The sequence below is a fragment of the Streptomyces niveiscabiei genome (genome assembly GCF_033794345.1).
Taxonomy (GTDB): Bacteria; Actinomycetota; Actinomycetes; order Streptomycetales; family Streptomycetaceae; genus Streptomyces; species Streptomyces niveiscabiei.
The window spans coordinates 37,510-61,394 of sequence record NZ_JARAYJ010000027.1; the positions used below are offsets into that span (position 1 = coordinate 37,510).

General features: G+C 71.2%; 19 protein-coding genes. 4 read left to right on the forward strand and 15 right to left on the reverse strand.

Translation table 11 applies throughout. The features are described 5' to 3' along the window. The 6 genes from PV682_RS30360 to PV682_RS30385 form a co-directional block, all read right to left on the reverse strand. The gene (locus PV682_RS30360; protein ID WP_005486790.1) at nucleotides 1-282 is read right to left on the reverse strand and encodes an HU family DNA-binding protein; all 282 of its coding nucleotides are present in this window, start codon (nucleotides 280-282) and stop codon (nucleotides 1-3) included. A gap of 309 nt (nucleotides 283-591) precedes the next feature. Continuing rightward, on the reverse strand, nucleotides 592-2,010 hold the full coding sequence (locus PV682_RS30365) for an NAD-dependent malic enzyme (RefSeq protein ID WP_055721441.1): 1,419 nt from the start codon (nucleotides 2,008-2,010) through the stop codon (nucleotides 592-594). A gap of 303 nt (nucleotides 2,011-2,313) precedes the next feature. After that, nucleotides 2,314-4,707 (reverse strand): HelD family protein, encoded by a 2,394-nt coding sequence (locus PV682_RS30370; RefSeq protein WP_319734973.1) that lies wholly within the window; start codon nucleotides 4,705-4,707, stop codon nucleotides 2,314-2,316. A 74-nt stretch (nucleotides 4,708-4,781) separates the two neighbouring features. Continuing rightward, nucleotides 4,782-5,558 carry an anti-sigma factor family protein gene (locus PV682_RS30375; RefSeq protein WP_319734974.1) on the reverse strand — a complete coding sequence of 259 codons (777 nt, stop codon included), beginning with the start codon at nucleotides 5,556-5,558 and terminating at the stop codon, nucleotides 4,782-4,784. A 62-nt stretch (nucleotides 5,559-5,620) separates the two neighbouring features. Beyond that, nucleotides 5,621-6,142, reverse strand: coding sequence for a sigma-70 family RNA polymerase sigma factor (locus tag PV682_RS30380; RefSeq protein WP_010039908.1), 522 nt, complete (start codon nucleotides 6,140-6,142; stop codon nucleotides 5,621-5,623). A gap of 962 nt (nucleotides 6,143-7,104) precedes the next feature. Continuing rightward, nucleotides 7,105-7,695, reverse strand: a complete 591-nt coding sequence (locus tag PV682_RS30385; protein ID WP_319734975.1) for a CGNR zinc finger domain-containing protein — start codon at nucleotides 7,693-7,695, stop codon at nucleotides 7,105-7,107. 1,212 nt (nucleotides 7,696-8,907) lie between these two features. Here PV682_RS30385 and PV682_RS30390 point away from each other — a divergent pair. From PV682_RS30390 to PV682_RS30400, 3 genes are all read left to right on the forward strand, one after another. After that, on the forward strand, nucleotides 8,908-10,290 hold the full coding sequence (locus tag PV682_RS30390; RefSeq protein WP_319734976.1) for a nitrate/nitrite transporter: 1,383 nt from the start codon (nucleotides 8,908-8,910) through the stop codon (nucleotides 10,288-10,290). A gap of 126 nt (nucleotides 10,291-10,416) precedes the next feature. After that, the gene (locus PV682_RS30395; RefSeq protein ID WP_319734977.1) at nucleotides 10,417-11,592 is read left to right on the forward strand and encodes a uroporphyrinogen-III synthase; all 1,176 of its coding nucleotides are present in this window, start codon (nucleotides 10,417-10,419) and stop codon (nucleotides 11,590-11,592) included. A 148-nt stretch (nucleotides 11,593-11,740) separates the two neighbouring features. Next, nucleotides 11,741-12,586, forward strand: coding sequence for a hypothetical protein (locus PV682_RS30400; protein ID WP_319734978.1), 846 nt, complete (start codon nucleotides 11,741-11,743; stop codon nucleotides 12,584-12,586). A gap of 139 nt (nucleotides 12,587-12,725) precedes the next feature. On the opposite strand, the gene PV682_RS30405 is transcribed toward PV682_RS30400, so the two are convergent. From PV682_RS30405 to PV682_RS30445, 9 genes are all read right to left on the reverse strand, one after another. After that, nucleotides 12,726-13,121 (reverse strand): hypothetical protein, encoded by a 396-nt coding sequence (locus PV682_RS30405; protein ID WP_319734979.1) that lies wholly within the window; start codon nucleotides 13,119-13,121, stop codon nucleotides 12,726-12,728. Between the two features lie 193 nt (nucleotides 13,122-13,314). After that, nucleotides 13,315-13,728 carry an Imm50 family immunity protein gene (locus PV682_RS30410; RefSeq protein WP_319734980.1) on the reverse strand — a complete coding sequence of 138 codons (414 nt, stop codon included), beginning with the start codon at nucleotides 13,726-13,728 and terminating at the stop codon, nucleotides 13,315-13,317. Beyond that, nucleotides 13,715-14,224, reverse strand: a complete 510-nt coding sequence (locus PV682_RS30415) for an Imm50 family immunity protein (RefSeq protein WP_319734981.1) — start codon at nucleotides 14,222-14,224, stop codon at nucleotides 13,715-13,717. The genes PV682_RS30410 and PV682_RS30415 overlap by 14 nt, the downstream gene beginning before the upstream one ends. Next, nucleotides 14,221-14,643 carry a hypothetical protein gene (locus tag PV682_RS30420; protein WP_319734982.1) on the reverse strand — a complete coding sequence of 141 codons (423 nt, stop codon included), beginning with the start codon at nucleotides 14,641-14,643 and terminating at the stop codon, nucleotides 14,221-14,223. Before PV682_RS30420 ends, PV682_RS30415 begins: the two co-directional genes overlap by 4 nt. Beyond that, nucleotides 14,640-15,314 carry a hypothetical protein gene (locus PV682_RS30425; protein ID WP_407705761.1) on the reverse strand — a complete coding sequence of 225 codons (675 nt, stop codon included), beginning with the start codon at nucleotides 15,312-15,314 and terminating at the stop codon, nucleotides 14,640-14,642. Before PV682_RS30425 ends, PV682_RS30420 begins: the two co-directional genes overlap by 4 nt. Before the next feature lie 104 nt (nucleotides 15,315-15,418). Then, the gene (locus PV682_RS30430; RefSeq protein WP_319734983.1) at nucleotides 15,419-16,645 is read right to left on the reverse strand and encodes an acyltransferase family protein; all 1,227 of its coding nucleotides are present in this window, start codon (nucleotides 16,643-16,645) and stop codon (nucleotides 15,419-15,421) included. After that, nucleotides 16,642-18,753, reverse strand: coding sequence for a bifunctional polysaccharide deacetylase/glycosyltransferase family 2 protein (locus PV682_RS30435; RefSeq protein WP_319734984.1), 2,112 nt, complete (start codon nucleotides 18,751-18,753; stop codon nucleotides 16,642-16,644). The genes PV682_RS30430 and PV682_RS30435 overlap by 4 nt, the downstream gene beginning before the upstream one ends. 290 nt (nucleotides 18,754-19,043) lie before the next feature. Continuing rightward, nucleotides 19,044-20,693, reverse strand: a complete 1,650-nt coding sequence (locus PV682_RS30440; protein ID WP_319734985.1) for a hypothetical protein — start codon at nucleotides 20,691-20,693, stop codon at nucleotides 19,044-19,046. Between the two features lie 261 nt (nucleotides 20,694-20,954). Continuing rightward, a complete protein-coding gene (locus PV682_RS30445) occupies nucleotides 20,955-21,920 on the reverse strand; it encodes a LysR family transcriptional regulator (RefSeq protein ID WP_319734986.1) in 966 nt (321 codons plus the stop codon). A gap of 95 nt (nucleotides 21,921-22,015) precedes the next feature. Between PV682_RS30445 and PV682_RS30450 the strand changes: the two genes are divergently transcribed. Next, the gene (locus PV682_RS30450) at nucleotides 22,016-23,698 is read left to right on the forward strand and encodes an MFS transporter (protein WP_319734987.1); all 1,683 of its coding nucleotides are present in this window, start codon (nucleotides 22,016-22,018) and stop codon (nucleotides 23,696-23,698) included. Nucleotides 23,699-23,885 lie beyond the last annotated feature (187 nt).

Below are 23,885 nucleotides of genomic sequence, written 5' to 3' on the forward strand. Positions count from 1 at the left end.
TTACTTGCCCTTCGCCGCTTCCTTGAGCTTGCTGCCCGCGGAGACCTTGACGGAGTAGCCCGCCGGGATCTGGATGGGGTCGCCGGTCTGCGGGTTGCGCGCGGTGCGAGCGGCTCGGTGCGTGCGCTCGAAGGTCAGGAAGCCGGGGATGGTGACCTTCTCGTCGCCCTTGGCGACGATGTCGCCGACGACCTCGGCGAACGCGGCCAGCACGGCGTCGGCGTCCTTGCGGGTCACCTCGGCGCGGTCGGCCAGCGCGGCCACCAGCTCACTGCGGTTCATGTTGTTACTCCCGTGTTCTTCTTGCTGTTGGGGCGTGCCCTGCGGCAAAGCCTCGGGCACAGCGAAGCCGATACGCTCGCGCCCAGGATCGCATCCTGCCCCTACCTGCGGCGCGAAAGCCAATCCGGCACCCGTAGGGGTCGTGAGAACCCCCGGGGGAGGCACACGAAAGGCGCCTGTTCGGCCGCAACCCTAGAGTCACCGCCGACCGGCCCCGTTCCGCGACGCGCCGGGCGCCGACCGTGGGAAGTCTCACAGACGCGACCACGAGGCGGTCACGAAGGCGACCGCCTCGGGGCATCGATAAGGTTACGACGCCGACGCGCCCGCGGCCTTCGCCGCGTCCCGCACCGCCCCGGCCACGGCGCCCGCGACCTTGTCGTTGAAGACGCTGGGGATGATGTAGTTCGGGTTCAGCTCGCCCTCGGTCACGACGTCCGCCAGCGCCTTCGCGGCAGCAAGCATCATCTCCGTGTTGACCGTCCGGGACTGCGCGTCGAGGAGACCGCGGAAGACACCCGGGAAGACCAGCACGTTGTTGATCTGGTTGGGGAAGTCGGAGCGCCCGGTGGCGACGACGGCGGCGGTCTGCCGGGCGACACCCGGGTCGACCTCGGGGTCGGGGTTCGCGAGCGCGAAGACGATCGCGCCCTCGGCCATCGCGGCGACGTCGTCCCCGTCGAGGACGTTCGGCGCGGAGACCCCGATGAAGACGTCCGCCCCGCGCACGGCCTCCTTCAACGTCCCGGTGAGGCCCTCGTGGTTGGTGTTGTCGGCGATCCAGCGCAGCGGCGAGTCCGCGGGCGCGTCGACGAGGTCCGTGCGGGCCGCGTGGACGACGCCGTGGATGTCGGCGACGACGGCGTGCTTGACGCCCGCCGCGAGGAGCAGCTTCAGGATCGCCGTACCGGCCGCGCCCGCGCCGGACATGACGACCCTCACATCGGAGACGTCCTTGCCGACGACCCGCAGCGCGTTGGTGAGGGCGGCGAGGACGACGATGGCGGTGCCGTGCTGGTCGTCGTGGAAGACGGGGATGTCGAGGGCCTCGCGCAGGCGCGCCTCGATCTCGAAGCAGCGCGGCGCGGAGATGTCCTCCAGGTTGATGCCGGCGAACCCGGGGGCGATGGCCTTGACGATCTCGACGATCGCGTCGGTGTCCTGGGTGTCCAGGCACAGCGGCCAGGCGTCGATGCCGGCGAACCGCTTGAAGAGGGCCGCCTTGCCCTCCATGACCGGCAGGGCGGCCTTGGGGCCGATGTTGCCGAGGCCGAGGACCGCGGAGCCGTCCGTGACGACCGCGACGGAGTTGCGCTTGATGGTGAGGCGGCGGGCGTCCTCGGGGTTCTCGGCGATCGCCATGCACACGCGGGCGACGCCCGGGGTGTAGATCATCGAGAGGTCGTCGCGGTTGCGGATGGGGTGCTTGGACGCCATCTCGATCTTGCCGCCGAGGTGCATGAGGAACGTACGGTCGGAGACCTTGCCCAGCGTGACGCCCTCGACGCCGCGCAGCTTCTCGACGATCTCCTCGGCGTGCACGGTCGAGGTGGCCGCGATGGTGACGTCGATACGGAGGCGCTCATGGCCGGACGCGGTGACGTCGAGGCCGGTGACGGAGCCGCCGGAGGACTCCACGACGGAAGTGAGGGCCGATACGGCGGTGCCGCCCGCGGGCACCTCAAGCCGGATCGTCATCGAGTAGGAGACGCTGGGCGCCGTTGCCATGGCCGACTTCCTCTTTCACCGTAAGGCTGAATCTTGCTGTCCGATGGTCGCACCTACCGCCGGGTAGGCGTTAGCCGGGCCGGAATTGCGATCCTTTTGTTCACGACGAAAAGAGGCCCACGTCACAGATGACGTGAGCCTCTTCCCCTTGTCTATGACACCGGCCCGCCATGCTCGCCTCGCGGCAAGTGGTCGCTCGAAGCGACTAAGGTTGGGCCCGGGGGCTTGGATCGAACCGGTGTCACGTCAAGGCTAACAAACGGACGCCGAGGAACCATTCCCGTCCGGGGAGTTCACAGCAATCTAGTCCCGCAGCAGGTCCGGGACGCCGTCCCCGTCCGGCTGGTCGCGCTCCCCCGACACGACCGTGAGCTGCTGGGTCGCGCGGGTCAGGGCGACGTACAGGACGCGCAGGCCCGCCGGGGACTCGTCCGCGATCTCCGCCGGGGAGACGACGACCGTCGCGTCGTACTCCAGTCCCTTCGCCTCCAGGCTGCCGAGGGCCACCGCGCGGTCGCCGAGGCCGTCGAGCCAGCGGCGGGCCTCCTCGCGGCGGTTCATCGCGACGACGACGCCCACGGTGCCGTCGACCTGGTCGAGGAGGCGTTGCGTCTCCTCGCGGACCGTTTCGGCCAGGGTCCTGCCTACGACGCTGTAGCGCGGGACGATCCCTGTCGAGCGCACCGCCCTCGGGGACTCGGCGCCCGGCATCGCCAACGCCAGGACCTTCGCCGCGAGGTCGGCGATCTCGGCGGGGTTGCGGTAGTTGACGGTGAGGGTGAAGCGGCGGCGGGGGCGGGTGCCGAGGGCCTCGTCGCGGGCCTCGGCGGCCTCGTCAGGGTCGGACCAGGAGGACTGGGCGGGGTCGCCGACGACCGTCCAGGTCGCGTGCCGGCCGCGCCGGCCGACCATCCGCCACTGCATCGGCGTGAGGTCCTGCGCCTCGTCCACGATGACGTGCGCGTACTCCACCCGCTCCTGCGCGAGCCGCTCGGCGCGCTCCCGCTGCGACTCCTCGCGCACCGGCATCAGCTCGTCGAGGCCGGTCAGCTGGTCCAGGGGGTCCAGCTCGCGCTTCTTCCTGGGCCGGGCCGGGCTGCCGAGGATCGCCTGGAGCTCGTCCAGCATCGCGATGTCGTGCACGGAGTACCCGTCCCGCTTGAGCGCCCGCGCGACGCGCCGCACCTCGCCGGGGTTCAGGATGCGCCGCGCCCAGCGCCCGAGCCGCCGCTCGTCGGCCATCGCCGCGAGGACGCCCTTCGGCGTCAGCTCCGGCCACCAGGCGTCCAGGAACTCGATGAAGGAGTCCTCGGTGGACACGTCCTCGTCGAAGGAGAGCCGCAGTTCGGCGGCCAGCTCCGGGTCCGTGTGCCGGGACGCCGCCCCCGACCGCTCCCACAACGCGTCCAGCAGCAGCTTCCGCGCGCGCGGGCGCAGCAGGTTGACGGGCGCGGTGCCGCTGAGCGCGGTACGGCGTACGTGGTCGAGGTCGCCGGCCTCCAGCTCCAGCCGCCGGTTGAAGGCGACGACGCGCAGGCGGGTGGGGGGTCCGGAGGGGGCGCCGGTGTCGTCACCGGAGTCCCCGAAGGCGAGCTGGCCCGTAGTACCCGTAGTACTTCTGGGGGACACCTCCAGCGCCCCCCGAGCCGCCTTCCGCAGCACCCTCAGCATCCGGTACGAGCCCTTGGCGCGGGCGACGGCCGGGGAGTCGTACAGGGTGGCCTCCGCGCCGTCGACCAGGGAGCCGATCGCGCGGATCGCGACCTGGCCCTCCTCCCCGAGGGAGGGCAGGACGCCCTCCGTGTAGGCGACCAGGAGGGGGGTCGGGGAGACGATCAGGATGCCTCCCGCGTAGCGGCGGCGGTCCTGGTAGAGGAGGTAGGCCGCGCGGTGCAGGGCGACGGCGGTCTTGCCGGTGCCGGGCCCGCCCTCGACGTACGCCACCGACGCGGCGGGGGCGCGGATGACCAGGTCCTGTTCGGCCTGGATGGAGGAGACGATGTCGCGCATCGTGTGCGTACGGGCCTGGCCGAGCGCGGCCATCAGCGCGCCGTCCCCGATCGCGGGGAGCTTCGCGCCGTCCAGGAACGCCGTCAGCTCGGGGCGCATCAGGTCGTCCTCGACGCCGAGGACGCGGCGGCCCTTGGAGCGGATGACCCGGCGGCGTACGACCCGGCCGGGGTCGACGGGCGTGGAGCGGTAGAACGGCGCGGCGGCGGGCGCGCGCCAGTCGATGACGAGGGGGGCGTACTCCTCGTCGAGGACGCCGATCCGGCCGATGTGGAGCGTCTCGGCGATGTCGGCGGTGTTGTCGTCGCGGATGACGCCCTCGGCGGGTTCCACGGCGGTGTAGGCGCCGTCGGGGCCCTTCTTGCCGTCCTTGCCGAGGAGCAGGTCGATCCGGCCGAAGAGGAAGTCCTCGAACTCGTTGTTCAGCCGGTTGAGGTGGATCCCGGCGCGGAAGACCTGGGCGTCGCGCTCGGCGAGGGCGCCGGGTGTGCCGACCTGGCCGCGCTGGGAGGCGTCGTGCAGCAGGAACTCCGCCTGGTGGATCTTCTCCTCAAGGCGCCGGTAGACCCGGTCGAGGTGTTCCTGTTCGACGCGGATCTCGCGGTCCCGCACGGAGTCCGGGGCGGTGTCCCGGTCCGGCGCGGTCGCTGATCTGAGCGCGGTCTCCTGTTGAGCCTGAGCGGCCACCGGGCCCCCTTCTGACGTGCTGGGCAGCCGTCAACCGTACGCGAAGGGGGGCCGGTGGTGGAAGTCACGCGCGCTCAGGCGTCGATCTGGACCAGCTTCTTCCCGCTCAGGGTGGCGACCTCGAAGTGGTCGATCTGGTCGGGCGTCATCGACGTGCCGCCCATGACGTACAACGGGTTGCGGGCCTGCTCGGTCTGGGCGTCCGGGATGCCGTAGCCCCAGTTCGGTACGGCCCAGGTGGAGACGGTCTCGCGCTCGCCGTTCTTGCCGACGGCGATCAGGGAGCACTTCTCCGGGCCGGTGACGTTCTTGAGCTCGATCACGGTCTCGGTCCCCCACGCCTTCTTGGCGTAGGCGACGGTGCCGGTGACCTTGGTGCCCGCGTCCGTCGCGGTCTTCTTGTCGGAGAGCGTGCCGAAGACGTCCTTCGCCGGGTTCGCGGAGGCGACCACACCCGTCTTGGCGCCGCCGTCGTCGCCGCCGGTCGCGGCCATCACGCCGAGCGGGCCGCCGATGATGAGCGCGGCGGCGGCTGCCACCAGGAAGAACGAGCGGCGGCGTTTGACCGCGCGCCGGTCCGCGACCTCGTCGACCAGCTTCTCGACCAGGCGCGGGCTGGGCTTGGCGGAGAGCGACTCGCCGATGGCGGGGGTGCCGGTGCCCGGGAGGTCCGCGAGCGCGGCGAGCATCGGTTCCATGCCGGCCAGCTCGTCGAGCTGCTGGGCGCACCATTCGCAGCCCGCGAGGTGGGCCTCGAAGGCGGTCGCCTCGGCGTCGTCGAGGATGCCGAGGGCGTAGGCGCCGACGGTCTCGTGCTCGTTGGGAGCGGGGGCTCCCTGCCTGGGGCTCATGGGTCCAGACATACCCGGACCACCTGTGCCGAATCCGCCGCCTTGTCCCCCGTACACACTCATCACGCCGTCACCCCCCGCTCCTCCAGAGCCAGCTTCATCGACCGCAGGGCGTAGAACACCCTGGAACGGACGGTGCCGCTGGGGATGCCCAGGGTCTCCGCCGCCTCATTGACGGTACGCCCCTTGAAGTACGTCTCGACGAGCACCTCCCGGTGGGCCGGGGTCAGGTCGTCCAGCGCGTCCGACAGGGTCATCAGCCACAGCGCCTTGTCGATCTCGTCCTCCGCGGGGATGACCTCCAGCGGTGACGGGTCGACCTCCTGCGGCCGGGCCTGCCGGCTGCGGTGTCCGTCGATGACGATGCGCCGGGCGACCGTCACCAGCCAGGGGCGTACCGATCCGGTGGCTCGATTGAGCTGTCCGGCGTTCTTCCAGGCACGGATGAGTGTCTCTTGTACGACGTCCTCGGCGCGTTGGCGGTCTCCGGCGACCAGGCGCAGGACATATGCGAGGAGGGGTCCGGCGTGCTCCCGGTACAGGGCACGCATCAGCTCCTCATCAGGCTCCGAGGGCTGGGACATGCGATGTCGGGCCCTCGATCCACGTTCATTGGCCACGACGGAATCCTTGCGCACGCCCACCTCCGATGTCCGGGGGTTCCCCCAGTCGGTCGCTCCGCCACGAGTACGGGCGGGGGTTCGGGAGCGTTCAAGGGTCTCGACACTTTTCCTCTCGGTGCCGTGACGAGGTGGACATGGCCGCACATTCCCACCCTCGGTTCTTTACATTTCCGCCACATCGACAAGATCGAGCCACGTGCCCTTGCTCCGCACAAGTGAAACGGAGTGTTGTCGAAATCACTTCGACTGCCCTGCGGGATCGATGCGGCGTTTCTCGGCGAAAGGTTCATGTGGGACAGGGTGGGGGCGATTTGACGGTACGTCAGCTGTCGCGGACGCACTCTTCTCGCGCGAACCGGCGTCCACGGAACGAGATTTCGCCGCCTGTCTTCCGGCTTGCCGCGGGATGGACGTGCGTTGGTGTCGTCATATGCGATGCCGGTGGACTTGCAAGCACCCTCCTGTGCGACCGGAGGGTGTCCACCCGTCACCCCGGCCCGCCCACCGGTCGGCCGGGGTGGCGAAAACCCGCCGCTGAAGGTGAGGTTCCGGGCGGGGATAGGTGGACTGGGGGTGGGGGGTGGGGAGTTGGGGGGGGCTGGTGGGTGCCGGTGGGGTGGAGGGGGTGGGGTGGAAGGGCTCAGAATTCAACGCGGGGCGACAGAAGTCATCAGGGGGGTGGGGGAAGGGGGAAGGGGGGAGCTACGGGGGTGAGGTGGGGAGGCTTCGGGGGAGCGGGGCCACATTGGGGGTGAGGTGGGAGGCGGCCCTGGGGTGAGGTGGGGGCGACTTCGGGGGTGGCGTGGGGTGCGGCCTTGGGGGTGAGGTGGGGGCAAGTTCGAGGTCGGGCGGGGCGTGGCTTCGGGGGGCGTGGAGGGGGTCACGCCTTCTCCAGGGCCGCTTCGGGGGTGGCGTGGAGGAGGTCACGCCCTCGCCAAGGCCGCCCTGCGGCGGTGGCGGGCCACCCTCTCTCGGTTGCCGCAGGTTTCGCTGGAGCACCAGCGGCGGCGCCGGCCCCGGGAGGTGTCCAGGTAGACGATGGGGCAGTTGTCGCCCTCGCACTGCCGGAGGGCCTCGCGGGAAGCGGGGTCCGTGAGGAGGTCAAGGGCGTCGCGGGCGATGGTCGCGAGGAGGGCGGGGCACGTCGGGGGGTCGAGGAGTTGCTTCGTGAGGGTGCCGTCGAGGAGGACGGCGCGCGGGGCCGGCGGGGCGGGGCGCGCGGCTTCGTTGAGGTGGGCGAGGGGATGGTCGTACGGCGTCCCCTCCGGCTGGAGACACGCCTGGACCAACCTCCCCACGGCGCCCCTGAGTTCGCGGAACGCCACGAGCCAGCTCGCGTCGACCCGTACCAACGCGGTCCCCACCGGGACCAGTCCGACGCCGGAGATCCATCCCGCCAACGCGCCCACGTCGTCGAGCCGTTCATGCGGGTGGCTGGTCGCCAGAAGGTCCAGACACACCCGCCCCGCGTCGAACCGGGACGCGGGGCTCCCCACACCCATACGCAGTGCCATAAGCCTGTCACCACCCAGAGACGGACAGAGAACACCCACCGGGACCCACCAGACCCCGGCACCCTCCACAGTGCATGCCCTCCTTTCCTCCCGAAACCCCTCCCACCTGTTTCGCCCTGCCTGAAGCTGCGGGGAAGGGGTGGGGGGTGGGCCGAGGGCGGGGATTGAGCCGAGGGGCCAGGCGGGTTGGGGGACCGGGCGGGCGGAGGGGTTGGGCGGGCCGGGGGCCGAACGGGCCGAGCAGGCGGGGCCGAGGGGGCAGGCCGAACGGGCCGAGCAGGCCGGGCGGACCGAGCAGGCCGAGCAGGCGAGTAGGGGCGACCGGGCGGGCCGGGGCCGGGCTGGCCGAACAGGCGGGGCCGAGCGGGCCGGGCTGAGCGGGCCAACCGGGCAGGCCGGGCGGGGCTGGGCGGGCAGGCCGGGCAGGCGAGTGGAGGGCCGGGCGGGCCGGGCAGGCCGGGCAGGCGAGTGGAGGGCCGGGCGGGTTGGGGGGGTTGGGCGGGCCGGGGCCGGGCTGGGCAGGCAGGCCGAGCAGGGCAGGCAGGCCGGGCTGGGCGGGCCAACCGGGCAGGGCGGGCTGGCGGGCTGGCGGGCAGGGCGGGCTCGCGGGCTGGGGGACCGTACGGATGCCCCTCGGCGGGCGGCGAGCCGAAGGAGGCCCCGGGGCGGGACACCGCGAACCGTCGTGTGGCGGAGGGGAGGGCGGTCGGGGAGCTGGCGGGGTGGGGATCGGGCGCCTGGTGCGGGAACGAGGTGCGGCAGGGAGCGGGGGGCGAGGCGCGGGGTTCCGCAAGGAGCGGGGTGTGCGGCGGGGTGCGGGGTGCGGGGTTTCGCAGGGAGTGAGCGGGGTGCGGCGAAGTCGCGGCGCGAGGGTGCGGCGCAGTTCGTTGCTCGCGCCGTCGGTTGTGGGCGTCCCTCGGAACGGACTGGCATCGTCCCCGTGACGGGCTCCCCGTGGCCCCGTTCTCCCCGCCCGGCCTCGGACCTGACCGCCCCGGCTCGCCCCAGCCCGCTCCGGACCGCCCCGGTTCGGACCGCCCCGCCCCGGACCACCCCGGCCCGCGCGGACGCGTACCCGTGTGGACCTCTCAAACCATCCCCCCGCGCGGTGAGACCAACGTTCCCTTCCGGTCACCGGCTGGCACAGCCTGGAAATGCGTGATCCCTACCTTCGGGAACAGCAGCGGAGCCAGGACCCACCGTGGAGGCGTGATGACATCCCCCGGCATTGAGAAGACGGCGGCCCGGAAGGGGCGCTGGATCGAGGAGTGGGATCCGGAGGACGAGGCGTTCTGGGAGTCCGGCGGGGAGAAGATCGCCCGGCGGAATCTGCTGTTCTCCGTGCTGTCGGAGCACATCGGGTTCTCGATCTGGACGCTGTGGTCGGTGCTGGTGCTGTTCATGGGCCCGGAGTACGGCCTGACCCCGGCGGACAAGTTCCTGCTGACGTCGATGGTGACGCTGGTCGGCGCGGTGGTCCGCGTCCCGTACACCTTCGCGGTCGCGGTCTTCGGTGGCCGCAACTGGACGATCGTCTCGGCGGCGCTGCTCCTGATCCCGACGATCGCGGCGTTCACGGTGATGGAGCCGGGCACGTCGTTCAGCACGTTCCTGCTGGTCGGCCTCCTCGCGGGGATCGGCGGCGGGAACTTCGCCTCGTCGATGACGAACATCAACGCGTTCTTCCCGCTCCGCAAGAAGGGCTGGGCGCTCGGCCTGAACGCGGGCGGCGGCAACATCGGCGTACCGGTCATCCAGCTGATCGCCCTCGCGGTGATCGGCGCGAGCGGCGGCCCGCGGGTCCTGCTGGGCATCTACATCCCGCTGATCGTGATCGCCGCGACGCTGGCCGCCCTGTACATGGACAACCTGACGTCCGTGAAGAACGACACCGGCGCGGCGATCGACGCGGCGAAGGACGGCCACACCTGGATCATGTCGTTCCTGTACATCGGCACGTTCGGCTCGTTCATCGGCTACTCGTTCGCCTTCGGCCAGGTCCTGACGAACCAGTTCGGCCGTACGCCGCTCCAGGCCGCGTACCTGACGTTCATCGGCCCCCTGCTGGGCTCGCTGATCCGCCCGGTCGGCGGCTGGCTGGCGGACCGGTACGGCGGTGCGCGGATCACCCTGTACAACTACGTCGGCATGGCCGCGGCGACGGCGGCGCTGATCGTGGCGAGCGTCCAGAAGTCGCTGCCGTTCTTCGTCGCCGTGTTCGTGGTCCTGTTCGTCCTGACGGGCCTCGGCAACGGTTCGACGTACAAGATGATCCCCGGCATCTTCCAGGCGAAGGCGCTGGCCAGGGGCCTGGAGGGCGAGGAGGCCGCGGCGTACGGCCGGCGTCTTTCGGGCGCGTCGATGGGCCTGATCGGCGCGGTCGGGGCGCTGGGCGGCGTCGGCATCAACATGGCGTTCCGCCAGTCGTTCCTGTCGTACGGCTCCGGCACGGGCGCGTTCGTCGCGTTCCTCGCGTTCTACGCGGTGTGCTTCGTGGTGACGTGGGCTGTATACCTTCGCCGGCCGGCGGGGCGGATCACCGCCACGGGGTCGGCCTCGGAGACGAAGCCGCAGCTCAGCTACGCGAAGGTGTGACGTAACACGGGCGACACCGACCGGAACCGAGCCTGTCACGCGCCGTTGACAGGCTCGTCGGTCATGCGGGTGCGAAGCCCCCTGTGATCCCATCGCGGGTGACTCCATCGCGGGACGAGAGTGACTATGCACGACGAACAGCAACGTACGGGAACCCCGGAACCGGGCAGCACGGGTCACGGTCCCCTCGCCGGTTTCACCGTCGGCGTGACCGCCGCGCGCCGCGCCGAGGAGCTGGGCGCGCTGCTCCAGCGCCGGGGCGCGGCCGTCGTCCACGCGCCCGCGCTGCGGATCGTGCAGCTGGCCGACGACAGCGATCTGCTGGCGGCGACGAAGGGCCTCCTGGACCAGGCGCCGGACATCGTCGTCGCGACGACGGCGATCGGCTTCCGGGGCTGGATCGAGGCGGCGGACGGCTGGGGCCTGGGCGAGCCGCTGCTGGCCCGGCTGTCGACGGTGGAGCTGCTCGCGCGCGGCCCGAAGGTGAAGGGCGCGATCCGCGCCGCGGGGCTCACGGAGGAGTGGTCGCCGTCGAGCGAGTCGATGGCCGAGGTGCTGGACCGGCTCCTCGACCACGGGGTGGAGGGGCGGCGGATCGCCGTCCAGCTGCACGGGGAGCCGCTGCCGGGGTTCGTGGAGGCGTTGCGGGCCGCCGGGGCCGAGGTCGTCGGGGTGCCGGTCTACCGCTGGATGCCGCCGGAGGATCTCGCGCCGCTGGACCGGCTGCTGGACGCGACGATCTCGCGCGGGCTCGACGCGGTGACGTTCACGAGTGCGCCCGCCGCGGCTTCGCTGCTGTCCCGGGCCGAGCAACGGGGGCTGTCGGGCGAGCTGTTGGCGGCGTTCCAGCACGACGTCCTGCCCGCCTGCGTGGGTCCCGTGACCGCGCTTCCCCTCCAGGCCGCGGGAGTCGACACCGTCCAGCCCGAGCGGTTCCGGCTGGGGCCGCTGGTCCAACTGCTGTGCCAAGAACTGCCGGGGCGGGCCCGGGCCCTGCCCATCGCCGGGCACCGGGTCGAGATCCGGGGGCACGCGGTGCTGGTGGACGGCGAGTTGAAGCCCGTACCGCCGGCCGGGATGTCTCTGCTGCGTGCGCTGTCGCGGCGGCCGGGGTGGGTGGTGGCCCGGGCTGACCTGCTGCGCGCGCTGCCGGGGGCGGGGCGGGACGAACACGCCGTCGAGACGGCAATGGCCCGACTGCGTACGGCACTTGGGGCGCCGAAGTTGATCCAGACCGTGGTGAAGCGGGGGTATCGGCTGGCGTTGGATCCGGCGGCTGATGCGAAGTACGCGGACGAGTAAGGGGTATTGAGGCGGCGGGGAGTCAAGGGCCGCCGGTATCGGCTATCGGCTATCGGCTATCGGCTATCGGCTATCGGCGGAGCCGAGGGGACGAACGTCTGCGGGGCTTCCGGCGTCTCAGTCTCGACCGAGGCACTGGAGGCCCCCTATGCGCCGCTCCCTTGTACTGGCCCTCGTGGCCGCCCTGGCCACACTGACGGGCGCCTGCGGCAGCGGGCACCCCGAGCAGCAGTCCGCCCGCCCCTCCGAGAACCCGGCGGAACGCGCCGCGCGGGCCCGGCAGGTCGCCGCCGCGTGGAACGGCTCGCGGGCGGAGGCGAGTTGGCGTGCCGGGTACCACCCGCTGGGTGACTGGACGCTGCTCCCCAAGGGGCTCACGGACCCGCTGCTCACCCTTCGGGCGACGCTCCCTCCACTCCCCTCCCCCAACGCCGAGGTCAGGTGGCCGGACGGTTCGACGCTCAAGGCTCCGCTCATTCCGGCGAGCACCGCGTACGAGGCGCTGGACCGGTACGAGGGTCCGCTCACCCAACTTCCGGTCACGGCAGTGACGTTGGGGACGATGCCGCTTCGGACGAGCCGGGGTCCGGCGACCGTACCGGCGTGGCTGTTCACGGTGGAGGGGTACGCGGAGCCGATCAGGAGGGCGGCGGTACGTCCCTCTGCTCGTCCCAAGTCACCGATAGATTCGGTGAGTTCAGCGGTGAACGGGAATCGGGTGGAGAGCATCCAGGGCTCCGCGCTGACCATCGTCACACCGCACGGCTCCTGTGACGACGGCGTCGAGGTGGAGGCACTGGAGACGCCGGGGAGCGTAGTCCTGACGCCGTACACGGTGAACCCTCAAGAGGGCCCGTGCAGAGCGGACTTGAAGATGGAGCGGGTAAAGGTGAACCTGGCCGGCCCACTGGCCGACCGCATACTCCTGGACGCGTCCACGGGCGCCCCCATCCCGTACGGCGCCGCGAACGGCCTCTCTCCAACCTGGAGTTGACGCCCTGCGGCGCAGGCCCCACCTCCGCTTCGCCCCCGAAACCTGGACCTCTCCCCGGCCTCGGCCCTCGGGGGGATGACCCCGGGGAGGGGTGACCCCGAACCGGTGGCCACCCCTTCCCACGTCACAACCTCACCGATCAGACGATCCGCCGAGGCGCGTCGAACTGGTCCACGGGCGCCACGGGGCACGCCGACGACGGCCCACCGAGGACGTTCCCGCCCACACCCTCCGCGTTCGGCACCGCGCACCGCAGATCGACGTTGACCAGCGGAGCGCCGTACGTGTTGAGGATCCCGCTCGCGTCCCCACCGATGGCGGTGTCGCCGTTCCGCGTGGCGAAGTCGGAAGCGGTCCCGCTCCCACTGGCCGTGTCCCCGTAGGCGACCCGAGCCGCGTGGTTCATCTCCCCCGCGTTGGTGGCGGTCATGTTCTCGGCCCCCACCCCCGCGGAGGTGGTCGCCGAGGCAACCCCGGTAGCCGCCACGGTCGCAGCGGACGCCAGCGCCGCCCCAGCCAGAACCTTCTTGATCACAACTCTCTCCTGTCCAGCGAACCTGAAAAAATAACGATCGCTACTGACCAGCGAACGTCACCGAACAAAAGATTTCGATCACCCAAAGGTCACGCGGCATCACCACAACGAGCCACCCCAATACGGCCACCTGGCCGCCCGGAACGAGAAAACCCCAGCTCACACCCCACCATCCAACAACCACACAACCCGACTACTCAACCTCGGCAGCCGCAAGATAGACCCGCACCTTCGGCAACCCGACAGAATCGGCCCGAAACCTGATGCCGGAGCCCTCGCCCCCAAGAACAACAGCGACTCCGCCATCCACCTCGATCGCCACATCAAATCGCTCAGCCTCGGCAGAACTCCAACGATTGACCGAGAATTCCCTGACACCCGAGAACAGAAGATAGAACTCCAGGGTGTTGTAAACCTTGTCCCGCCACGCCTCACCAGGACGAGACGGAACATTCCGGGTCTCAAACCCAACCGTCACCGAGCTCCCCCTCTCGTCGACATGAACGTAGTAGAGCTCACATTCCTCCGGCATCGGCACGGAATCCCCATAGAGTGCGCCCAGGGCATCGGACGAACCAAGGATCCGACCCCAGTCAGAAACGCTCATAGTAAACCTTCTCGAAAGTGTCGGGGAGCGTCCCGTAGAGCCGCGAATCCAGCCGCCTCACATGAATTCTCGAACCATCATCCATCCCATCACCCCGAACCTTGAATGCGCTCACTCGTCCCACGAGAACAGAATCCGAGCATTCAAAGGAAAGCGCAAAACCCGACTTCTCGGATCGAGCATCAACCTGGATACGGCCTTCCTCTAGACGCCCGACAACATTCACGCGAGCCAGAATCAGCGGACTCCATCCCTTCACAACCATGTGATCGACATCCAAAAAGCGAAGCTGACACTGAACAGTATCCAACCCCGCATCCCGCCACTCCTTCGGCACTGACACAGGAAAACCAGCGAGATCCACGCGCAGAGTCACCGTAGGGCCGATCCAGCTCAAATTGACAGAACGCAGCCTGAGATCTCCACCCAGCACGGGAGAATCCTCATACAGCGAACCCAAAACCTGAGAGTTCGCGATAAACTCGTCAACGGTCATAGCAATAATGCTCCTGCGCTCCGGGAACCTGTCCGCGGCGTAAGGGCTGCCGCCCAGCGCGGAGTGGCGAGGACCTTCAGGGAGCCGCTGACGTATTGGTCCGTCTCGTGCAGCGTTCCCGCCGCGAGGCCCACGGATTCGGCGAAGGCGTTCGCCTGGGCCACGAGTGAGCGCACGCCCCAGTCCCAGCGCTCGCAGAACGAGGAGAACTCCGAGCGCAGTTCGTCGTGGCCCAACTCCAGGCTGGACAGGGAGAGTTCGGAGAAGCCCCGGCCCGCGCCCGCGAGGCTGTCGATGCCGATCTCCCGGAGTTCGTCCAGGGTCTGGGTGATGCCCTGGGCGACCTGTGCCATGCCGGCGGTCTCCAGGTCCTTGCCCGTGGCCGCGGCCGGCTTGTGCTCCACCGGATCGGTGTTCACTCCCGTCCCTCCCTGTCCGTGTCCACGGCCGCCGCGTCCGGCACGACGCCCTCGACGGGCGGGAACAGCACCCCGTCGCCCTCGCTGCCGACGTCCAGAGCGACACCGCACGGCGCCCCGGCCACGACGGTCCCGACGTCCAGCAGTCGCGCGCCGAGCACCTGCCGGTACGGCCATTCGCGCCCCGCCTCTCCCCTCGCGATCGCGAACCTGGCGAGCGCTTCCTCGTTCGAGAAGGCGTAGATCCAGCGGATGCCGCCGAAGTCGGCGACCAGGGGGACGTCGTCCTCCACGAGCGGCAGAAGGACGGGGGTACGACGGAACTCGCCGAGTACAGCGGCGAGTTCACGTCGGCGACGGGTGACGTCGGGGGGCTCGGGGCTGTTCTCCGGCTGCGGGAGCGGTAGTTCGGATGCGTCGGCTGGTGCCGGTGCGAGTGCTGTGCCGGGCACGGGACCGGGGGCTGCGTAGGACGTCGGTGCGGGCTCCAAGCCCGATGCCGGTGCGAGCGACGGCGGTTGTGGGGCGGCGGGCGGCGAGTCCGGCTCGGCCGTGGGGGACTCGAGGGCCGGGGGCAACGGGCCTGGCCCGGTGGGCGGCGGGTCCAGGTAGTCGCGCAGCCGTGACGGGCGCGCCTGCCCCGCCGTCTCCTCGCCCCCGTTCTCAGCCATGCCCGGAATCCTCACACCTGCGCATCGCGAACCGCAATGCGGGTTTCCGGGCAGCACGCGGGGCCGACGGTGGCGCCCGGCCGGGAGGCGCGGGTGTCCTGGGACTACCGCCCCCTCCCCCGCAGGCCCCTCGTCCGTCCGTTCGGCCACAGGGTCGGGCGGCGGCCTGCCGCGAGGTCCTCCATCCAGCCGAAGGCCAGGACGCACAGGGCCGTGAGGAGCCAGGTCAACGGGAGTACGGGCCAAGGGGAGTTGAGGAGCCAGACGGCGTGGGATTCGAGGTAGGGGATGTTCCAGGCGTGGTCCCAGAGGGGTTCGGCGATGACGATGCAGAGGTTGTGCCAGAGGTAGATCGTGACGGCGCGGGAGTTGAGGAGGGTGATCAGGCCGTCCCAGCGGCGCAGGGCGGGGGGCCAGGTCCGCCAGCTCGGGCTGAGGTGGAGGAGGAGCAGGACCGCCGCGAAGGACCAGAGGGACTGCGCGAAGGGCATGTCGTCGAGGTCGTGGTCCTGGTGGAGGTCATGCGCGAGGGCATACCAGAGAGCTACAGCGGCGACGGCCGGGGCGAGGGAGGGGACGGTGTAGCGGGGGAGCTTCTGGAGGACGCCTTGTTGGTGGGCCATACCCAGGAGCCAGCAGGAGCCGAAGGTCGCGAAGTCGGTGAGGGTGGCGTCGAGGCGCCAGCTCGTGGTGGTGGCCGAGGTGAACTCCAGGGCCGCCGAAAGGGCGAGGGGCGCCAGGATCGTGGGCCAGGGAGCCGCGCGCAGGGCCCGGCGCAGGAGCGGGGAGAGGAGGACGAACCAGAGGTAGGCCCTGATGTACCAGAGGGGTACGCCCAGGGCGGTGGGCCAGTCGTCCGCCACGAGGCCCTGGATGCCGTGGGACGCCTCGGCGTACGGGGGGTCGCTGAGCGGGAGGACCCAGTACCCGAGGTGCAGCCACCACCACGTCGGGTGACCCTCCTCTCCCGGACCCCAGCCCGCGAGGGCCATGCCGGTCACCGCGATCACTCCCAGGAGCCACAAGGGCGGGAGCAGGCGTCGTAGGCGGCCCCGGATCACCTCGGGTGCGGGGCGTTTGCCGAGGGAGCGGGACATCAGGTTGCCCGCGAGGGCGAACATCACACCCATGGAGGGGAAGACGAGGGGGAGCCAGGCCCAGCCCATGAGGTGGTAGAGGACGACGCGGAAGAGGGCGACGGCCCGGAGGAGGTCGAAGTACCGGTCCCGGCCGCCTTTTTGGGACGCCGGAGAGGCCGGCGCCTCCTCGACGATCGGTATCTTCTCGGTGTCCTGGAGCCCCAGTTCGCGCCTGTCCGACGTACTCGTCATCCCCGGCCTCCACTCTCCGCCGCCAACTGCCCCGGAGGCGCGGCGACTTGGCCCTTGCGGCGGAGTTTCTGCCAGCGCAGCCGGCCGCCGGTGAGCGCCGTGATCCAGGACTGGAGCAGGACGATGTACATCAGCTGCCGGTAGAGGATCTGCTGGAGCGGCAGGGAGATCAACGGGGTGAGGCGTTCCCGGTCGAGGGCGAACGCGTAGGCGGCGCAGGCCCCTTGGACCGCGAGGACGCCGAACCAGGCCGCGATGGTCTTGCCGGTCGGGCCGAAGACGAGGCCGTAGACGAGGAACAGGTCGATCAGCGGGGCCAGGAGCGGCGCGACGACCATGAACAGCGAGACCAGCGGCAGGCCGACCCGCCCGAAGCGCCCCGAGGGCCCCCGTTCGACGACGGCCCGGCGGTGCTTCCAGATCGCCTGCATCGTGCCGTAGCACCAGCGGTAGCGCTGCGACCAGAGCTGCTGCACGGACTCCGGCGCCTCGGTCCACGCGCGCGCGTTCTCCGCGTAGACGACCCGCCAGCCGTCGCGGTGCATGGCCATGGTGATGTCGGTGTCCTCGGCGAGCGTGTCGTCGCTCATCCCGCCGACCCGCTCCAGCGCGGTACGCCGAAACGCCCCTACAGCGCCGGGAATTGTCGGCATGCAGCGCAGTACGTCGTACATCCGGCGGTCCAGGTTGAAGCCCATCACGTACTCGATGTGCTGCCAGGCCCCGATGAGGGTGTCCTTGTTGCCGACCTTGGCGTTACCGGCGACGGCGCCGACGCGCGGATCGGCGAAGGGCTGCACCAACTCCCTTACGGTGGACGGCTCGAAGACCGTGTCTCCGTCCATCATCACGATGATGTCGTGCGAGGCGTTCGCGAGCCCCCGGTTGAGCGCGGCCGGTTTGCCCGCGTTGAGCTGGCGGACCACCCGTACGCCGGGCAGGGCGAGTTCCTCGACGATGCGGGCGGTGCCGTCGGTGGAGCCGTCGTCGACGACCAGGATTTCTATGGGGTGTTCGCTCCTGATCAGTGAACGCACCGTGTTCTCGATGCACTTGGCCTCGTTGTACGCCGGGACCAGCACCGTCACGGGTTCGGTGACCGGCGCGTCCGGGCCCCAGGTGAAGCCTCGGCGCCGGGTGCGGCGGGTGTGCGCGGCGGAGAGCAGCAGCATCAGGCCGAACCGCGCGAAGACCAGGAAGCCGATGACCGCGAGGCCGACGACGAGGACGCCGGTGAGGTGGTCGGAGGCGGTGACGAGGGCCGTCCACGCCTTGCCCTTCCACAACTCGGCGCCGGTGACCGGGATATGGGCGCTCGGGGCGTTCAGGGCCTCGGTGAGGTTCTGGAACTTGTAGCCCTGGCGCTGGAGTTGGGGCAGGTAGCGGTCGAGTGCCTGGACCGTCTCGTGCCGGTCGCCGCCCGAGTCGTGCATCAGGACGATGCCGCCTTTTCCTTTGGGCGGCGTGGAGTTGGCGATGATCCTGGCGACTCCGGGCTTCTGCCAGTCCTCGCTGTCGACGCTTGTGAGGACGGTGAGGTAGCCCCGGCTCCCCACGTACCGCACGACCGGCCACGAGTTGTTGTCCAGGGCCTCGGCCGTGGAGGAGTACGGCGGCCGGAAGAGCGAGGTACGGATACCGGCCGCGCCCGCCAACGCCAGCTGGTTCTGGGTGAGTTCCCAGTCGATGCGGGACCTGGACTGGTACGAGAGGTCGGGGTGGTTGAAGGTGTGGAGGCCGATCTCGTGGCCCTCCTCGGCCATCCGCCGGACCAGGTCGGGGTGGCGGGAGGCCATGGTGCCGGTGATGAAGAAGACGGCGTGGGCGCGGTGCTGCTTCAGGACGTCCAGGACCTCGGGCGTCCAGCGCGGGTCGGGGCCGTCGTCGAAGGTGAGGACGATCCGCCGGTCGGGGATGTCCATGCTGGTCGTCCGCCCGCCCCGCGTGTCCACGACCGGGCCGCCCGCGAGGATCTTCTCCGGCACCTTGTCGGCCGCCGCTTCGGGGCGCACGCGGTAGTCCGCGAGGATCTCGCTGTGCACGTAGCCGCGCAGCATCAGCATCGCCATCACCGCGCAGAGCAGGAGCAGCGGGAGCAGGTGGCGCATGGGGAGGAAGCGGCGGCGGGGCGGGGAGGCGGGTGGAGTCGAGGGGGGTGCCGGAGGGGGTCCCTGGTATGACGCCGTCGGTGGTAGTCCGTCGGCGAGGGCCGAGGAGGGCGGGGCGGCCGTAGTACCCGTAGCACTCGTGCTGCCCGTCATACCCGTAGTACCCGAGGCCCCCCGTTTCCGGCGCGTCATACCCCTACGGCCTGAGGAGGACCCCGACGAGCGGTGCGAGGGTAGGGCTGAGGAACCGGTCGCCCCAGTGATGGACCGCCGGTTTGCGCGTGAACCCATCAGGAGACGCCCTCCGCGGAACCGGCGGGAGCTGCTGCGGCCAGCGCCTTGCGCGCCACGAACACCCCGGCTCCGGACCCCGGCGCGCTCTCCGGCACGTCGATGTTCGCCGCCAGAGCGGCCCCGGGCCCACCGGAGACACCGGACGCCGAACCCCCGGAGCCGCTGCCGCCCGAGCCGACGCCGCCTGAACCGGCACCGCTCGAACCGCTGCCCCCCGAACCGCTGCCGCCCGAGCCGGCACCGCTCGAACCGCTGCCCCCCGCCCCAACACCACCGGACCCGCCGCCCCCGGACACGGACGCCGGAGCCACCCCGCCCGACGATCCGCCCGACGAGACGGGCGACGACACCGGCGCGGCCCCCGCAGCCGAGGGCCCCGGCCCCGCACCCCCGCCGCCCGAGCCCTCCGCCCCGGACGCCTGCCGCTTCTCGGTGACCCCCTGCGAAGCCGACGCGTCCGGCGACGGATCCGGCGAGGGCGCCGCCGAGGAGGGCGGCGGGGACGACACCGCCGGGCTGCTGCCGCCCGGCGACGGGCTGCCGCTGCCGATCCCGGGCCCCGGCCCGGTCCCCGGCCCGGTCGCCCCGGCGCTCGGCGAGGCCGCCGCCGAGGAGGACGGCCGAGGCGTAGGACCCGTAGTACCTGAGGCGGACGGCCCCGGCGTCGCGCCGGGGGCCCTGGTCGTCGTACCGGAGGCGGTCGCCGACGAGGTGCCGCCGGGGGTGGAGAGGCTATCCGGCACGCCTGGCTCCGAGGTACTGGGGGTACGGGTCGCCCCGACCTGGCTCGCGGGCTTGTTGTCGTCGCCGGGTCCGGGGAGCGGGAGCCAGGGGGCGCCCGCGTTGCCGGAGAGGAGCGTGCCGACGATGACGGCCGCGTAGGCGCCGCAGGCCACGCCGACGGCGAGTCCGAGGCGCCGGAAGGTACGGCTGCGGCGGCCCGACTCGTCGACGAACACGGGGCGTTCGGACGCCTCGCCGTCGGACTCGGCACCGCCGTGCAGGGGGTCGAGCTGGACGGTCACCTCGGCGGAGTCACGGTCCTCGGCACCGGCACCGGCACCGGCACCGGCACCGGCACCGGCACCGCCGTCCGCGCCCCGGCCGTCCCGTACACCCCGTCCCTCCGGAGAGCCACCCCCACGGTGAAGCTCCCCGTCGGTCCCCGTCCGACGCGGTGCGCCGTCCCCGCTGCGGCGGCTCCTGGGAACCACCGGCCAGCCGCCGGCGTTCGCGTCCCCGGGCGCGCCCTCGTCCCCGGCGCCGCCCGACGTCGTACCCGTACGACTTCCGGGCGCCCCCCTATGAGACCCGTACCCCCCAGGTATCCCCGCGGGCTTCTCCCCCCACGGGTCCCGTCCTACCGGCGCGGCCCCGAAGGCCGACTCCACCAGCCCCGCCGACTCCACCAGCCCGGCCGAGTCGGGCACCCGCGTCGAGGGGTCCGGCGCCCGTCGGCCGCTGCCGAGGATCTCGTCCGGGAACCCCTCCCATCCGGCGCCGGCCGACAGGCCCGCCGAACCCGGCGCGGGCGACTCGCCCACCTGCCCGGATATCTCGCGGCGTTCACCGGTGGACGCCCCCGCCTCGGGAAAGCGCGGGGACGCCGCCGTGTCGGGGAACTTCTGGGTCCCACCTCCGACCACCGCGCCCCCTTGGGTCGGCGATGCCGGGTCGGGCCACTCCGGTTGGGCTTCTTCTGGCCATTTCTTCACGTGCGCACTTCCCCCCACGGGAGCACCCCGGAATCGCTCCGGGTCCGTCCCTGGAACAGTTGTGGGCGCGTGTTCGACTGCCGAGCACACGTCGCACAACCAGGCCCCCACCCGGTTCACACGCCCCCGATGTCTCTCCGTGCTCGGGGCGCCGAATCTAGCGCAGCGGATGTGCGCCGTGTGCGCGATGTGTCATTTGTATGCGGATGCCATGCCCATGTCGATGGCTGGAATCCATCCATCGGCCGGGACCTCCAACCACGATTCCTCGACCGCGAGTTCGAGCACAGATTGACGCAGTACGGCCAAGATCGGATGGACCAGCCCCTTTCGCCACACGAGTGACACCGGGGACAGCGGGACGGGCTCGACGAGCGGCCGGCGGACCGTTCCCGGCATGGCCGGAAACCCCTCCACGGCGAGCACCGGCCAACCGGACCGGGCCATGACACGCCGGAACTCCTCCTCCCCCACGGCCATCGGAACCGGCGGCGCGACCCGCACGCCCCGCCCCTCGAACAACTGCCGTGCGAGGTCGGTCCATTCGGGAGTACGGGGATTCCCGGCGCCCGCGTAGACCTCCTCCCCCGCCAGCTCTCCCAACGGCACCGCGTCCCAGGAGGCCAGGCGGTGATCCTCGGGGAGGAGGACGGCCATGGGCTCGTACCGGACGAGCTGGTGGTCGAGCCGGGACCGCAGCGAGGGGGCGAGTCCCGCGTACCTTCCGAACGAGGCGTCCAGCCGTCCCGCGATCATCTCGGCGGCGGCCCAGGTCAGTCCGCTCTCGAAGCGGGCCATCAGCTCGTGGTCCGGGGCGAGTCGACGCGCCCGCTCCAGGACCAGTGAATTGGTCCGCAGCCCCGGCGAGTTGAGGTCGACCAGCAGGGGGCGGGGCCGGCCGAAGGCGGTGCGCAGTTCCTCCTGCGCGTCCAACACCCGCCGGGCGTACGGGAGGAGACGCTCACCGTCCGGCGTCAGGGCCACCTGGCGTGTCGTACGGGCGAACAGGTCGGCCCCCAACTCCCGTTCCAGGCGCCGCACATCGCGGCTCAGCGCCTGCTGGGCCACGAACAGGCGCTCGGCGGCCCGGGTGAAGTGCAGTTCCTCGGCCACGGCGAGGAAGACTCGGAGCAGGCGGGGGTCAAGATCTCGGGGCATCCGGCGAACGTAACAAGGACTGACAACACAGGCGCGTGAATAAGCGCGGGACAGGTGTTGGACCGGGCGATCACCGCCGTACGACCGTTGACGGCATGCCCCACGTCCACCAAAAGCCACCACGCACCCCCAGAAACGCACCAGAAACCCTTTACACAACAACCGCCGACACGCTGGTCGCCGTCGACTTCACCCCCCGAGCACCCCGAGCACCCCGGGCATCCCGCCCCGCCCACCCCACCACCCCCGGCCCCTACCGCCGCCTCCTCTCCCACCCCGGCGCCCGCGCCTTCACCGCCGGGAACCTCGTCGCTCGCCTCCCCTCGGGGATGTTCAGCGTCAGCGCGGTGATGATGATCGCCGACGCGCACGGGTCCTACGCCCTCGCAGGCGCCGTCAGCGCAACGGGCCTCGCAGCGACGGCAGTTGCCGCCCCCTGGATCGCCCGGCTCATCGACCGGCGCGGACAGGCACAAGTCGCCGTACCCGCAGCCCTGTTCGCGGCCCTCGGCTCCATCGCCCTTGTCCTGTGCGTCCGTTACGACGCGCCGGCGTGGACCCTGTTCGCCGCGTACGCCGCGACGGCGACGACCCCCAACACCGGCGGCATGTCCCGCGCCCGCTGGGCCCACCTGCTGGCCGGGGACGACGAGGCCCTGCACACCGCGAACTCCTTCGAGCAGGCGGCGGACGAACTCTGCTTCCTGCTGGGCCCGTTGGTCGCCGCGCTGCTGTGCGCGAACGTCTTCCCCGAGGCCGGGACGCTCGTCGCGGCCGTGCTCCTCGTCACCGGCATCCTCCTGTTCGCCGCCCAGCGCAGGACCGAACCCCCACCGCACGCCCACCCCTCGGCCAGGTCCCCGCTCACCGCCCCCGGCATGCCGCCCCTCCTCGCCGTCTGCCTCTGTCTGGGCGCGGTCTTCGGCGCGACCGAGGTCGTGACGGTCGCCTTCGCGGACGAGGCGGGCCACCGAGCCGCCGCAGGGCTGGTGTTGGGCCTCCAGGCGGGCGGATCGGCGCTGGCGGGGCTGGCGTTCGGCGCGCTGACGGGCCGCGGCGAAGAAGCCTCCGGCAAGGGCCGACGGACGTCCAGAACCGGAACGCCCTCCGGCAAGGATCGCCAAACACCCAGGGCCGGCGCGCCCTACGACGAGGACCGCCAGACACCCAAGACCGACGCGCCCTCCGCCAAGGACCGCCAGACACCAAAAACCGACACAGTCTCCGGCAAGAGCCGCGAGACACTCCAGACCGGCCCGACCTCCAGCGAGGGACATCCGACCCCCCGGGCCGAACCGACGCCCGGCGCAGGACACCCCGCCGAGGGCGAGCAGACCTCCACCACACCCCTCAACTCCAGCCCCGCAGCCCGCCGTTACCCCTGGTGCATCGCCGCCATGGCCACCCTCCTCACCCTCCCCCTCCTCACCACCACCCTCACCGGCTCCCTCCCCCTCCTGGCCCTCGCCCTCCTCATCGCGGGCGCCGCCACCGCCCCCACGATGATCACCGGCATGACCCTGGTCCAGCAGCGCACCCCCGAGGGCCGCCTCAACGAGGGCATGACCCTCGCGGTCACCGGCCTCCTCGGCGGAATCGCCGCGGGCAGCGCGCTCGGCGGCTGGGTGGCGGACCACGCCGGCCCCACGACCGGCTACGGCGTACCGCTCGCCGCGGCGTGCACGGCCCTACTGGTCACCCTGACATGGCAACCCAGAAACCCCGAACACACCAAGCCGACCACCACCCCGAACGCCCACCCGACCACAACCCCATGACCGAGGCCCCCGGCGACAAAACACATACTCACCCCCCTCCCGGCATACCCCTGTCATAATCGAACCGCTTCCCTCGTTCCCTGCCACCCCCATTGACGCACCCCCACCCACCCAATAACTTCCTCCGTCGAAGCGCTTCGACGTCACGCATCGAATCGATTCGACGAACACCCGCGTGACGCCGGCC

Coding starts and splice junctions, on each gene's coding strand:
- PV682_RS30360 (WP_005486790.1), bottom strand. CDS start 282: ATGAACCGCAGTGAGCTGGTGGCCGCGCTGGCCGACCGCGCCGAGGTG.
- PV682_RS30365 (WP_055721441.1), bottom strand. CDS start 2,010: ATGGCAACGGCGCCCAGCGTCTCCTACTCGATGACGATCCGGCTTGAG.
- PV682_RS30375 (WP_319734974.1), bottom strand. CDS start 5,558: ATGAGCCCCAGGCAGGGAGCCCCCGCTCCCAACGAGCACGAGACCGTC.
- PV682_RS30380 (WP_010039908.1), bottom strand. CDS start 6,142: ATGTCCCAGCCCTCGGAGCCTGATGAGGAGCTGATGCGTGCCCTGTAC.
- PV682_RS30385 (WP_319734975.1), bottom strand. CDS start 7,695: ATGGCACTGCGTATGGGTGTGGGGAGCCCCGCGTCCCGGTTCGACGCG.
- PV682_RS30390 (WP_319734976.1), top strand. CDS start 8,908: ATGACATCCCCCGGCATTGAGAAGACGGCGGCCCGGAAGGGGCGCTGG.
- PV682_RS30395 (WP_319734977.1), top strand. CDS start 10,417: ATGCACGACGAACAGCAACGTACGGGAACCCCGGAACCGGGCAGCACG.
- PV682_RS30400 (WP_319734978.1), top strand. CDS start 11,741: ATGCGCCGCTCCCTTGTACTGGCCCTCGTGGCCGCCCTGGCCACACTG.
- PV682_RS30410 (WP_319734980.1), bottom strand. CDS start 13,728: ATGAGCGTTTCTGACTGGGGTCGGATCCTTGGTTCGTCCGATGCCCTG.
- PV682_RS30415 (WP_319734981.1), bottom strand. CDS start 14,224: ATGACCGTTGACGAGTTTATCGCGAACTCTCAGGTTTTGGGTTCGCTG.
- PV682_RS30425 (WP_407705761.1), bottom strand. CDS start 15,314: ATGGCTGAGAACGGGGGCGAGGAGACGGCGGGGCAGGCGCGCCCGTCA.
- PV682_RS30430 (WP_319734983.1), bottom strand. CDS start 16,645: ATGACGAGTACGTCGGACAGGCGCGAACTGGGGCTCCAGGACACCGAG.
- PV682_RS30435 (WP_319734984.1), bottom strand. CDS start 18,753: ATGCGCCACCTGCTCCCGCTGCTCCTGCTCTGCGCGGTGATGGCGATG.
- PV682_RS30445 (WP_319734986.1), bottom strand. CDS start 21,920: ATGCCCCGAGATCTTGACCCCCGCCTGCTCCGAGTCTTCCTCGCCGTG.
- PV682_RS30450 (WP_319734987.1), top strand. CDS start 22,016: ATGCCCCACGTCCACCAAAAGCCACCACGCACCCCCAGAAACGCACCA.